Annotated in this window: 10 protein-coding genes and 1 pseudogene; 9 read left to right on the plus strand and 2 right to left on the minus strand. The window is 75.7% G+C overall.

The window, feature by feature from the left end; genetic code table 11:
* Positions 1–344: pseudogene (locus C1A33_RS10725) on the minus strand (hypothetical protein); the annotation flags it as partial.
* Positions 345–1,135: 791 nt separating this feature from the next.
* On the opposite strand from C1A33_RS10725, the gene C1A33_RS10730 reads away from it, so the two are divergent.
* The 9 genes from C1A33_RS10730 to C1A33_RS10770 all read left to right on the plus strand — a co-directional run bounded on the left by C1A33_RS10730 (position 1,136) and on the right by C1A33_RS10770 (position 11,473).
* Complete coding sequence (locus C1A33_RS10730) at positions 1,136–2,008, plus strand: GNAT family N-acetyltransferase (RefSeq protein WP_243407408.1); 873 nt, start codon at positions 1,136–1,138, stop codon at positions 2,006–2,008.
* Between the two features lie 47 nt (positions 2,009–2,055).
* Positions 2,056–3,042 carry a dihydropteroate synthase gene (gene folP / locus C1A33_RS10735; RefSeq protein WP_101831377.1) on the plus strand — a complete coding sequence of 329 codons (987 nt, stop codon included), beginning with the start codon at positions 2,056–2,058 and terminating at the stop codon, positions 3,040–3,042.
* The gene (folB, locus tag C1A33_RS10740; RefSeq protein ID WP_101831369.1) at positions 3,039–3,443 is read left to right on the plus strand and encodes a dihydroneopterin aldolase; all 405 of its coding nucleotides are present in this window, start codon (positions 3,039–3,041) and stop codon (positions 3,441–3,443) included. Before folP ends, folB begins: the two co-directional genes overlap by 4 nt.
* A gap of 34 nt (positions 3,444–3,477) precedes the next feature.
* Positions 3,478–4,074 (plus strand): 2-amino-4-hydroxy-6-hydroxymethyldihydropteridine diphosphokinase, encoded by a 597-nt coding sequence (gene folK, locus C1A33_RS10745; RefSeq protein ID WP_101831370.1) that lies wholly within the window; start codon positions 3,478–3,480, stop codon positions 4,072–4,074.
* Positions 4,071–4,508 (plus strand): DUF3180 domain-containing protein, encoded by a 438-nt coding sequence (locus C1A33_RS10750; protein ID WP_101831371.1) that lies wholly within the window; start codon positions 4,071–4,073, stop codon positions 4,506–4,508. Before folK ends, C1A33_RS10750 begins: the two co-directional genes overlap by 4 nt.
* Before the next feature lie 261 nt (positions 4,509–4,769).
* A complete protein-coding gene (locus tag C1A33_RS10755; protein ID WP_243407409.1) occupies positions 4,770–6,083 on the plus strand; it encodes a hypothetical protein in 1,314 nt (437 codons plus the stop codon).
* A 501-nt stretch (positions 6,084–6,584) separates the two neighbouring features.
* On the plus strand, positions 6,585–7,106 hold the full coding sequence (locus C1A33_RS10760) for a hypothetical protein (protein WP_101831373.1): 522 nt from the start codon (positions 6,585–6,587) through the stop codon (positions 7,104–7,106).
* A gap of 42 nt (positions 7,107–7,148) precedes the next feature.
* Positions 7,149–9,662: a helicase-associated domain-containing protein gene (locus C1A33_RS10765; protein ID WP_101831374.1), complete on the plus strand. Its 2,514-nt coding sequence runs from the start codon at positions 7,149–7,151 to the stop codon at positions 9,660–9,662.
* A gap of 146 nt (positions 9,663–9,808) precedes the next feature.
* Positions 9,809–11,473 (plus strand): DNA repair helicase XPB, encoded by a 1,665-nt coding sequence (locus C1A33_RS10770; protein WP_101831375.1) that lies wholly within the window; start codon positions 9,809–9,811, stop codon positions 11,471–11,473.
* A 25-nt stretch (positions 11,474–11,498) separates the two neighbouring features.
* Here C1A33_RS10770 and C1A33_RS10775 read toward each other — a convergent pair whose 3' ends face one another.
* Positions 11,499–12,089 carry a Uma2 family endonuclease gene (locus C1A33_RS10775; protein WP_101831376.1) on the minus strand — a complete coding sequence of 197 codons (591 nt, stop codon included), beginning with the start codon at positions 12,087–12,089 and terminating at the stop codon, positions 11,499–11,501.
* Between the last annotated feature and the right edge of the window lie 549 nt (positions 12,090–12,638).

The following is a 12,638-nucleotide window of genomic DNA, read 5'->3' on the forward strand; positions in this document are numbered from 1 at the left end:
CACGAGGGGGCGGGGCCGTGCGGACCCCGGCCGAACAGCGCCGTGCGGCGCAGCAGGGCCGAGGCGCGGGCCAGCTCGGCGAGGCCGTCGGGGACCTGCAGCCGCGGGGCCGTGCCGGGGCCGGTGGGGCCTCGGTCGCACCGGTCGACCGGAGGCTGGGCAGGTGGCTCCGCGGGGTAGTCCTCGGGGCGGTCGTCCGGCGGGGTCCGCGCCGGCGGGATGTTGATCGACTCGCCCGCCGTCGACGGGGCGTGCCTGGCTGGTGAAGGGCCGGATCGGCCGGACGGGGACGGACCCCCTGGGTCGGGGCGACGGTCTGGCGAGGATCCGCTTGACTGCGGCATGCCGCGCGTCCTTCCTTCCGAAAACACCACGGTCTGCGACCGTGCCGACAACGTAGCGATGGGCAGGGCTCGCTGCGAGGGGCGACCCGATGGGAGCGCACGGTGAGACCACTCGACCGTGCGAGGTCCCAGGGCCGTCGGCGACGGTGGCGACGGCGGCGGCGATCCGGACCGGCGGTCGGCGGTCCGGCCTTGCCGGTGGACTGGGCGCGGCGGCGACGTTGCCGCCGGTCGGTCCCGACCGCACCAGCCGGAATCCACCGGTTTCCCCGCTGTCGATAGTAGAAGGTGCCTTGCGCCGGAAGGTGACGATCAGGGGGCCGCCATGTGCAGGCCACTGTTGCTCTACGTGTTGTTTCTCCGCGGTTTCCAAGCTCGATCTTGCCTCCTGGAGGGCCTGTCGATCAACTTTCCGCCGGGTATGAAGCCGGTCGCGGGGCACACGGACGAAGGAAGTCCCGTCCTCGGCGCGCCGGACGGGGAAGGCTTGTGCGGATGCGCCCGGAATCGGGCGGACGTGTCCGGGCGTGCCGCGTCCGCATCGGTGGCGATCGGAGGAGGCGCGCGGCAGAATGGGAACATATCCGCAATAAACCGGAAATTATGACATTCGTTCATGGTGCCCGCTGGTGGGCGCGGTGCTGGCACCACCGGTCCGAGCGATGCCGTCGGCCACCCCTGCTGTCCGGTCGGTAGCCTCGGCATGGTGGCTGATGCGGCCCAGCAGTTCCGTCAGACCCGTCCGGCGCGCCGTGGGCGCGCGGGTGTCGGGCCGTTCGTGGTGCCTCGCGGTGGGTGAGCGCGCGGCGGCGAGCCCACCCGACCCGCTGTTCGGTCCGCGGTGCGGGCTCTCCGGCGCGCACGCGTCGCTGGCCCGCGAGCTTGAGCTGGTCGCGCACCGGGCGTGGCCGCCGCTGGCCGTCCGCGAGCACCGTGGGTGGCTGCTGCGGGCCTCGGCCGGATCGTCGCGGCGCGGCAACTCGGTGTGGGCGCGCGGCGACGTCCCGGATCTCGCCGCCGGGCTCGCGGCCGTCGAGACCTTCTACCGCTCCGCCGGGTTGCCCCCCACCTTTCAGCTGACGCCGGTCAGCCGGCCATCGGGTCTGCCCGCCGCGCTCGACGACGCCGGCTATGACGACACCGGGCCGACCGACGTCTGCTCCGCGCCGCTGGCCGGGCTCACCCGCGCGGACGCCGGCTCCGCCCCGGCGGGCGGCACCGCCGTCGACCTCCGGGCCGGCCCCGTCGCGGACGAGGGCTGGCTGAGGGTGGCGGGGCAGGTCTTCACCACCTTCGACGGGCAGCGCGTCGGCACCCTGGCCGTGCTCGCGAGACTGCGGCTGCCGACCACCTATGTGACGCTGACCGCCGACGGCGTGCCGGTGGCCGTCGGCCGTGGCGTCACCGACGGTCGCTGGCTGGGCATCTACAGCATGGCCACGCTGCCCGCGGCGCGCGGTCGCGGCGCGGCCCGGCGCGTCCTCGGCGCGCTCGCCCGGTGGGCGGCGCACCAGGGCGCCACCCACGCCTATCTCCAGGTTGAGGAGGTCAGCACCGTGGCCAGGCGTCTGTACGCCGAGCTCGGCTTCCGACCGGTCTACCGGTACTCCTACCGCCGGGCGGCGACCCCGGCCCCGGCGCCTGTCGGGGAGGGCGCCGCGTGAGCCGGGCCGGCGGCGACCTGCTGCGGCCGGGCGGCCTCACCAGGGTGATGGGTGTCGTCAACGTCACCCCGGACTCCTTCTCCGATGGGGGCACCTTCCTCGACCCGGTCGACGCGGTGCGCGCCGGGCTGCGCATGGTGGACGAGGGCGCCGACCTCATCGACGTCGGCGGCGAGTCGACGCGCCCAGGGGCGTCCCGGGTGGCGGCCTCCGAGGAGATGCGCCGGGTGCTGCCGGTGGTCGCCGAGCTCGCCGCCGCCGGCGTGACGGTCAGCGTGGACACGACCCGGGTGTCGGTGGCCGCCGCGGCGGTGGACGCCGGCGCCGTGCTGGTCAACGACGTCTCCGGCGGCGTCGACCCCGACCTGCTGGCCATGGTCGCCGACCGTGGCGTGTACTACGTGCTCATGCACGCCCGCGGCCCGAGCGCCGACATGACCACCCGCGCCGTCTACGGCGACGTGGTCGCCGAGGTGGTCGCCGAGCTGCGCGCCCGGCTGGAGGTCGTGACGGCCGCCGGGATCGCCGAGGACCGGGTCATCCTCGACCCCGGCATCGGGTTCGCCAAGGCCTCGGCGCACAACTGGGCGCTGCTCAACCGGCTCGACGCGATCGCCGCCCTCGGCCGGCCGCTGCTGGTCGGAACGTCCCGCAAGTCCTTCCTCGGCTCGGTGCTGGCCGACCCGCGCGGCGCGGTGCGCCCCAGCGACGAGCGCGACGACGCCACCCAGGCCACCACCGCGCTGCTGGCCGCGGCCGGGGTGTGGGGGGTACGGGTGCACGCGGTGCGCCCGGCGGCCGACGCCGTGCGGGTCGTGCGCGCCTGGCGGCAGGGCAGCTGCGACGATCCGGCCCCCGACAGCCAGGCCGGCGTCGACGCGCCCGCCACCGGTACCCCGCCGTCGCCGGCCGGCCCCGGGCTGCCGCCACTGTTGCTGCCGGGCCTGGCCGCGAGGCCCCCGCGTGGCACGCAGCGGCCGGCCTCGGTGCCCGGCCGTGCCGGCGCGCAGGAAGCGCCGCGGTTCCCCCGGTGACGGCGGCGGACGCGGGCGGACGCCCGCTGGACCGGATCACGCTCACCGGCCTGCGGGTGCGCGGCCGGCACGGCGTGCTGGCGGCCGAGCGCGAGCTGGGGCAGGAGTTCGTCGTGGACGCGGTGCTCTGGCTGGACGCGGCGGAGGCGGCGCGGACGGACGACGTCACCCGCACGGTGCACTACGGCGAGCTCGCCGAGGAGCTCGCCGCGATCGTCGCCGGCCCGCCCGTCGATCTGATCGAGACGCTCGCGCACCAGCTCGCCGCGGCGTGCGCCCGCCGGGAGCGGGTGGCGCGCGCCGAGGTCACCGTGCACAAGCCGGCGGCACCGATCCCCCTCGTCTTCGCCGACGTGGCCGTGACCGTGACCCTGCCGGGCGACGGCGGGCCGCCCCGATGACGCCCGCCCCGGTGACGACGGCGGAGGGCGGGCGATGACGAGCGGCGGCGCGCCGGGCGGACCGGTCCCCGCGGATCGTCCAGCCCCCGCGGATCGCTCAGCCCCCGCGGACCGTCCGGCCCACGCGGTGCTCGCCCTCGGCTCCAACCTCGGTGACCGGTGGGCACTGCTGCGCGGCGCGGTGCGCAGCCTCGACAAGCTGCTCGGGGTATCAGCCTGCTCACCCGTGTACGAGACGGCGCCGGTCGGCGGCCCCGAGCAGGACGACTATCTCAACGCCGTCGTGCTGACGGCACCCGCGCCGCCGCGGGAGCTGCTCGCGGCGGCGCGGGCGGCGGAGGAGCAGGCGCTGCGGGTCCGCACGGTGCGCTGGGGCCCGCGCACGCTCGACGTGGACGTCATCGCCCTCGGCATGCGGCGCAGCGACGACCCGGAGATCCTCCTCCCGCACCCCCGCGCGCATCTGCGGGCGTTCGTCTGCGTGCCCTGGCTGGACGTGGAGCCGGACGCCGTCCTGCCCGGGCACGGCCGGGTCGCCGACCTTGTCGCCCGGATGTCGCGCGACGGCGAGCTCGCCGGCCTGCGGCGCGGCGCGAGCATGCTGCTGGACGAGGGGGGAACGGCGGGGTGAGGCCGACGCGCGCCCGTGACCTCGTCGTGGTGGCGGTCGTCTTCGGCGTGCTCGGATATCTGCTGTTGTGGTGGGCGTACCGGTCGATCCCGACACTGCCGCGCACGGCGCCGCTGTCGGTCGTCCTGATCGGGATCATCGAGCTGCAGGTCGCCGGGCAGACGCGGCGCAGGCTGGCGGGCCGGCCGGGCACCCGGCCGATTCTGCCGCTGACGGTCGCCCGGCTGGCCGCGCTCGCCAAGGCGAGCTCGGTGACGGGGTCGGCCCTCGCCGGGGGCTGGGCGGGTGTGCTCGGCTACACCATTCCGCGCACTGATGAGTTCCCCACGGCCGGCAGCGACGCGATCACCGCTGGCCTCGGGCTCGCCGCCGCGGTGGTGCTGCTCGTCGGGGGGCTCGTCCTCGAACGGGTCTGCCGGGTCCGCAGACCGTGATGCTCGCGGCCCGCGAGGGCGTCGGCCTCGGCCTTCGGTAGGGCGGGCGGAACGGGTCGCGTCCCGGCCGGGGCGGCATGGGGGCCCTTTTTGTCCGGGGTGGGAGCTAGTCTGGGCTGGATCGCCGCAGATGACCGTGATCAGCGTCAGGGTTGTGCCTGTCAACCCGCAGTCGTGTGGTGATGTGCCGGTGTTGCGTGTGCCGGTGACCCGAGGGCGCGGCGGCGCGGTGGCGCGACGCGGAAGCGGAAGGTGCGGGCGGTGGTCGCAGAGGGCCGGAACCGCGAGAGAGCGGGGGACGAGCCGCCGGAAGCGGGCGGCCGCCGTCCGGCGGCCGGTTTCGGGCCGTCCGGTCCACCCACGGGCGGCGGCCGGATCGTCGCGTTCGGGACGCTGCCGGCCCTCCCGCCATCCGGCCAGGCGCCCCGGGCGGACCGGCGTCCCGCGGTGGGCCCCGAGCCTGGCCGGGCGGCGGCGTTCGATCCCGCCGACATGGAGACCGACCCGGCGCCCGAACGGCGGCAGCCGCCCCGGGAACGGCGGCCCCCGGCGGGGGGCCGGCCGGCGGGGGCCGCGGCCGCGGGTCCCCGCCAGACCTTTCGGGCGGTCGCGTTCGGCAACCCGACCGCGGGCGGTGCCGAGGTCATCGCGGTCGATCCCGCCGACGATCCCGCCGACGATCCAGCCGGTCCGGCCCACGAGGCCGCCGGGGGAACGCCTCCCGCCGGCCCGCGGGCGGGTTTCGCGGCACCGGCGGCGTGGCCGTCGGATCCCGATGCCCATCCCGCCAGCGCTCGGTACACGGACGATCGCGGTGTTCCCGCACCCGCACGCTCCGCACCGACAGGCTTTCCTGGCGACGGCCCTCCTGCGGGGTCGGGATTCCGTCAGCCCGACACCGCGGATCCGCGCGCATTTCGCAATGGTGGTCAGGAACCGGCCAGTGGCGCGTCATCCGCGCGCCGCGACCCGCAACGGCCCGGGGACCGTCCGCGCCGGCCCGCGTCGCCGGCGCGGAAGCCGCGCCCGGCCGGCCACGAGGCGGGCACCGCCGGTTCCGGGCCGCTGGAGAAGGTCAGCACCACCGGCGTGCGCCCGGCCCTTCCGGGCGTCGGCCCGCCCCCGCCCGGCGGGCCGGGGCGCTCGGCGGGACGGCCGGCGCTGGACGACGTCAGCTTCACCGGCCGGCAGGCGCCCGTGCGGCTGGACGGGCCCCCGCCGCGGGCGCCCGGCGTGTCTCGCCCCGGCGGCGACCCGGCCGCGTCCGCCGGACGATGGGACGACCCGCCCCCAGCCGTCGGCCGGTGGGACGACCACCCGCCGGCCGCCGGGCAGGATGGCCCTGGCGTGCGGCGCGACCGGCGGGGTCAGGGAGCCCGGCGCGGCCGCGGGGGCGTGCTGGCCGTGCTGCGGGCCGCCATCGTGGTCTCGGTGATCGTTGTCGGCGTGTCGATCGGCCGGACGCTCGCCCTGCCCGGCGATGCCGGCGTCCTGACCCGGCTCGCGGACTGGGGTCGGGCCAACCACCTTTCGTTCCTCGTCGACCGGGTCGACCGGGTCGACCGGGGCCACTGACGTCGACCGGGCCGGACGGCGTCGACCGGAGACGACCGGGGGCGGCGGGTGCGCCGATACGTGGTGCCGCTTTGGGGGCGCGGAGAAAGTGGTCGCGCGCCGTGACGTAACTGATGGTTTGTCTCGCCGAGAGTGGGCGTTGTCGCCTGTTGTTGTGCTTGTCGCTTTATGGTCGTCCTTGCGTGTGATCGAATCAATGTCCGGGTAACCTGGGATCTCCTGGTGCGAGCGGAGTTCCCGAGCGCGTTGGCGAGCGAGGCGGACCGGGCAAAATTGGCGTGTTCCAGTTCGTCGATTCCCCTTGCGCCCTGCCGTCTCGGGCGTGTCCAATCAGGTATTGGTAGGTCTGTCGCATTCCGTCGACCTCGTCTTGCCGTGACGCCCCTCGCGTGCGGCGCCTCACCGGAGGCGGCCGCGCGCGGTGTCTCCAGGGCGTCCGGGTCGCCGACGGTCGACCGAACGCGTGCCCCGGCCCGCCAGGAAGGCATCCAAGGAGGCCACGTGCGTCCGAGATCCGCAGCAGCCCACGCGGTCCCGCTGGCAGGTGCGGCCGGTCAGGGCGCCCCGCGGCGTGACTGGACGGCGTCGGGCCGCTCCGGTGCGGGCGCCATGGCGTCCGACGTCGCCGACGGGCCGGGCCGGCCGGCGACGGAGGCCGAGGCCGTCGCGATCGCCGGCGCGATCCTGGACAGCCCGCTGGTGTCCGCCGCCTCGGCGGAGGATCTGCGCATCACCGGCATCCGCACGTCGACGGGCGCGCCCGACTGGGCGTTCGCCGTCCTGCGCCCGCTCGGCGGTACCGACCCGTCCATCGCCGTGCTGCGCTGGGACACCTGCTGCGGCTGGGTGCTCGACCAGGTGGGCATCGTCCGGTTCACCCGGGGCGCGGGCGGCGGCGGGCCTGCCGTGCGCGGCGCGGAGCTGTCGGTCGCGGGAGCGCCGGGAATCCGCCGGCACGAGGCCGGATCGAGGCGCGGTTGCGAGTCGCCGGCGCGCTCCGGCGGGGCGGCGCGCCCGGGGTAGCGACCGCCGCCCTGCCCACCGGGCGGTCCGCCGGCTACCGTCATGAGGATGTCGATACCGGCCGACGACGAGGTGCGAGACGAGCCCGTGACCCTGGCGGGCTGGTTGCGCGCGAGGCCGGACGACGCGCTGGTCCGGCTCTTCCTGCTGCGACCGGACCTCGCCACCCCGCCGCCGCCCGATTTCGACATCCTCGCCGCGCGGCTGGAGGTCAGGGTCAGTGTCGCCCGGGCCATGGAGCGGCTCGACACGGGCGCCTGCGAGGTGCTGGAGGCGCTGACCCTCCTGCCGGGCGGCGTGTCGCTCGACCGGCTGGCCACGTTGTGCGGCGTCGACGGCGAGGCGGTGGCGGGGCTCGCCGCCGTGGTGGATCGGCTGCGCGAGCTGGGCCTGGTCTGGGGAGACGGGGACGGGCTGCGCGTCGTCGGCATGGTGGTCGATCTGGTCGGGTCGCGCCCGCTCGGCCTCGGCCGGCCGGTGCGGGAGTGTCTCGGCGCCTACCGGCAGAACCAGCTTGCCCGCATCGCCGGCGTGCTCGGCGAGCCCGTCGCGGCCCGCGCGGAGCTGATCGAGACCCTCGGCCGGAGGTTCGACGATCCGGCCGCCGTCCGCGGCTGGCTCGACGACTGCTCGCCCCGGGCCCGCGCGCTGCTCGACCGGCTGGCCGCGGGCCCCGCGCTCGGGACCTCCGCGGAGGCCGGCCGGGTGCCGGTCCTCGCCGGGGCTCGCGGCCCGGTCGAGGAGCTGCTGGCCCGCGGGCTGGTCATCGGGATCGACGAGGAGACCGTCGAGCTGCCCCGGGAGGTGGGCCTTGCCGCGCGGGGCGAGCGGCCTGCCGGCCCGCTGCATCCGCGTCCACCCGCGCTGACCGGCACCGAGATCGGCGTGCCGGCCGCCGACGGCGCGGCGGCCCTCGCCGCGGGCACGGTGGTGCGCTGGGTCGCCACCATCCTGGACGCCTGGGGCGCGGCGCCGGTGACGCCGCTGCGCACCGGCGGCCTGAGCGTGCGCGACCTGCGGGCCGCCGCCCGGCTGCTCGACACCGATGAGCGGACGGCCGCGTTCGTCGTCGAACTCGCCGCGGCCGCCGGGCTCGTCGACGCGACGGCCGGCGTCGACGTCCAGTACATGCCCACCGCCACCTATGACCGCTGGGGCACCGAGCTGGTGCCCGCCCGCTGGGCGGCGCTCGTCGAGGGCTGGCTGCGCGCACCGGTCGCCTCCTGGCTGGTCGGCGAGCGCGACGAGCGGGGCCGGCAGATCGCCGCCATGTCGCTGGACGTGCGCCGCCCCGCCGCCGTCGAGGTCCGCGCCGAGGTGCTGCGCGCGCTCGCGGCCGCGCCGCCGGGTGTGGCACCGGACGACGCCTCGCTGCGCGCCCTGCTGGCCTGGCGGTCGCCGCGCCGGTCGGGGTCGCTGCTGGCGGCGATGATCGACGGCACGCTGGCCGAGGCGGAGCTGCTCGGCCTGATCGGCCGCGGCGCGCCGACCACGGTGGGCCGGCTGCTCGCCGCGCGGCTGGAGGCGGAACGCGCGGACCCGGCGCGCCTGGCCGGCTCGCCGAGCCGGCCGTCGGGCGGCGACGCGGCGCTGTGCGCGCAGCTCGCCGACGCGCTGGCGCCGCTGCTGCCGGCTCCGGTAGAGGAACTACTGCTGCAGGCCGACCTGACCGCGGTCGCGCCGGGGCCGCTCACGCCCACGGCGGCGGCGCGGGTCGCCCGGATGGCGGACGTCGAGTCGACCGGCGCCGCGACCGTCTACCGCTTCTCCGAGGACTCGCTGCGCCGGGCGCTGGACTCCGGCCTGACGGCCGAGGAGATCCACGCCGAGCTGGACCGGCTGGCCCGCACCGGCGTCCCGCAGGGCCTGAGCTACCTGATCGACGACACCGCCCGCCGCCACGGCCGGCTGCGAGCCGGCCCGGCGGCGAGCTATCTGCGCTGCGACGACACCGCGCTGCTCGCCGAGGTCGTCGCGAGCCGGCGCACCCAGGCGCTCGGGCTGCGCCGCATCGCGCCGACGATCGTCATCTCCCCGCTGCCGACCGCCGAGGTGCTCGTCGGCCTGCGCGACGCGGGCTACTCGCCGGTCGCGGAGGCGGCCGACGGCCGGGTGCTGCTGAGCCGCCCGACCGTGCACCGCACGCCGGCCCGCTCGCGCCCGGCCTCGAACGACGTCGCCGACTCCCGGCTCGCGCAGGCCCGGGACGTGCTGCGGCTGGTGCGCCGCGGCGACGACGGCGCGCGGGAGGTGCGGGCGGCGGTCGATGCCGCCCGCGGGGTGGGCGTCGGGTTCACCCGGTCGGCCCCGCTCATCCTGGTGATGCTGCAGGGCGCGGTGCGGGAGCGGCGGCGGGTCCTGCTCGGCTATGTCGATCAGCAGGGCACCCCCCGGGACCGGATCGTGCGCCCGACCGCCGTCGACGGCGGGTGGCTGAGCGCGTGGGACGAGATCAGTGCCGCCTCGCGCCGCTTCGCGCTGCACCGGGTGACCGGCGTCGCCGAGGTCGACGACACCTTCGGCGTGCCGTCGGTGGGCGGCGCCACCCAACGCTGACGCCTCGTTCGTCCGCCTCGCTGGCCTCGTTCGTCCGCCTCGTTCGCCTCGTTCGTCCGCCTCGTTCGTCCGGCCCGCGCGTCCGGCCCGCGCGCCCGCGCCGGCCGTCCGTCCGTTCCGTCGGTGGCCGCCTGTACCGTCGATGCATGGTGGACGGCCCGTTGATCGTGCAGTCGGACAAGACCCTCCTGCTGGAGGTCGACCATGCGGGCGCGGCCGAGGCGCGGGCGGCGATCGCCCCGTTCGCCGAGCTGGAGCGCTCCCCGGAGCATGTGCACACCTACCGGATCACCCCGCTGGCGCTGTGGAACGCGCGCGCCGCCGGGCACGACGCCGAGCAGGTCGTCGACGCCCTGGTGCGCCACTCCCGCTACGCGGTGCCGCACGCGCTGCTCGTCGACGTCGCCGACACGATGGACCGGTACGGCCGGCTTCGGCTGGAGAACGACCCGGTCCACGGCCTGGTGCTGCGCGCGCTCGACCGGGCGGTGCTCGTCGAGGTGGCGCGGGCCAAGCGGGTCGCGCCCATGCTGGGCGAGCGCCTCGACGATGACACCATCCTCGTGCATCCCTCCGAGCGGGGGCGGCTCAAGCAGGCGCTGCTCAAGCTCGGCTGGCCGGCGGAGGACCTCGCCGGCTACGTCGACGGCGAGAAGCACCCCATCGAGCTGGTGCAGGACGGCTGGGAGCTGCGCGAGTACCAGAAGGGCGCGGTCGCGGGCTTCTGGGAGGGCGGCTCCGGGGTGGTCGTGCTGCCGTCGGGGGCGGGCAAGACGATCGTCGGCGCGGCGGCGATGGCCCAGGCCGGGGCGACCACGCTGATCCTGGTGACGAACACGGTCGCCGGCCGCCAGTGGCGCCACGAGCTGCTGCGCCGCACCACGCTCACCGAGGACGAGATCGGCGAGTACTCCGGCGAGCGCAAGGAGATCCGCCCGGTCACCATCGCGACCTACCAGGTGATGACGGCCCGCCGCAAGGGCGAGTACCTGCATCTGGAGCTGTTCGGCGCGCGCGACTGGGGCCTGATCGTCTACGACGAGGTGCACCTGCTGCCGGCGCCGGTGTTCCGGATGACCGCGGACATCCAGTCCCGGCGCCGCCTGGGGCTCACCGCGACCCTGGTGCGCGAGGACGGTCGGGAGGGTGACGTCTTCAGTCTGATCGGGCCGAAGCGGTACGACGCGCCGTGGCGGGAGATCGAGGCGCAGGGCTGGATCGCGCCCGCCGAATGCACCGAGGTGCGGGTCACCCTCACCGACGACGAGCGGATGGCCTACGCGGTCGCCGAGCCGGAGGAGCGCTACCGCATGTGCGCCACGGCCTACAGCAAGCGGGCGGTGGTGCGCCGGCTCGTCCAGCGCCACGCCGACGACCGGGTGCTGGTGATCGGGGCGTACCTCGACCAGCTCGACGAGCTCGGCGAGATGCTGGACGCGCCCGTCATCCAGGGCTCGACGCGCAACAGGGAGCGCGAGCGGCTGTTCGAGGCGTTCCGGACCGGTGAGATCACCACCCTGGTCGTCTCCAAGGTCGCGAACGTCTCCATCGACCTGCCGGAGGCCGGGGTCGCGGTGCAGGTGTCGGGCACGTTCGGGTCCCGTCAGGAGGAGGCACAGCGCCTGGGCCGGGTGCTGCGGCCCAAGGCGGACGGCCGGACCGCGCACTTCTACACCGTCGTCGCCCGCGACACCCTCGACCAGGAGTACGCCGCCCACCGGCAGCGGTTCCTCGCCGAGCAGGGCTACGCCTACACGATCGTCGACGCCGACGACATCCCCGACCCCGACCAGACCTCCGGTCAGGCTTAGGCGCGGGCACCGGCGGCGGGCCGGCTCACTCCGCGTCGGGCGGGTCGATCAGCTCCGCGGTCCGGACGGTCACCGGGAAGGGCCGGGTGGTGGTGAAGACGCCGTCCGGCCCGGTGGCGCTGGTGGCCACGTAGGAGCCGGCGACCAGCTCGTACGCCTCCAGGGTCGTGGTGTCCGGATCGATCAGCCAGCAGGACACGACGCCGTGCTCGCGGTAGAGGTCGAGCTTGAGGGTCCGGTCGTAGCGGCGGGTGCTCGCGTCGGCCACCTCGACGACCAGGAACGGGGTCTCCCGCAGCCGGCGATCCTCGCCCGCCGGGCTCGCGGCGACCACGAGGTCGGGGACGAGCAGGCAGCGCGGCGACAGCTCCACCCCCACGCCGGCCGGCAGCACATGCGCGCCGGAGGTGGCGGCCTCGGTCAGCAGGTGGGTGAGCCGACTGGTGACGCGGGCCCGCAGCGGCGTTGGCCAGGGCCGCAGGACGCAGAGCCCGTCCAGCAGTTCGAGGCGTGCGTCGCCGGGACCGGCGGCGTCGAGATCCTCCACCCGCACCGGAGGTGTGGGGATCGTCACCGAGGGGCGGCGGGAGCGGGAGTGCGGGGCTGCCTGGACCACGATGCCTATCGTGCCCTCCCGCACCGGCCCTGTCGAAAGGCTCGGCGCGTTAATTGTCCGTGTCGCCCAATTCGTCGATGGCTAACGATCGACCGTCCATGAATTGTCGAAAATAAGTGACATAAAACTCTTGTCTGCCGCAATACACGATGGTATCTTGATCGCCGTTGAGGATGGCCGCGCGGACTTTGCCCGGCATACGGCCGTCTCGGGGAGTGCCTCCCTGCGTCCGCTCCGTCCCGAGTGTGGCGCCTGCTCCCAGGCTGAAGAGCCGTCTCCGCGGAACCTCCCGTCCGCGGAGACGGCTCTTTCCACGTCTACCAGGAAAGTTTACCCCATTCGGGGTAGATCCCCGCGTGAATCGGTCATAAACGGCGAAAGGCGGCCCCGCCGAAGCGGAGCCGCCTTCGTTGCCGCGGCTGGACTCAGAAGTCCATGTCGCCGCCGCCGCCCGGGACGGCGGGAGCCGGGTTCTTCTCCGGCTTGTCGGCGATGACGGCCTCGGTGGTGAGGAAGAGGCCGGCGATCGACGCGGCGTTCTGCAGGGCG

The sequence above is a fragment of the Frankia canadensis genome (genome assembly GCF_900197875.1).
GTDB classification, from domain to species: Bacteria; Actinomycetota; Actinomycetes; order Frankiales; family Frankiaceae; genus Frankia; species Frankia canadensis.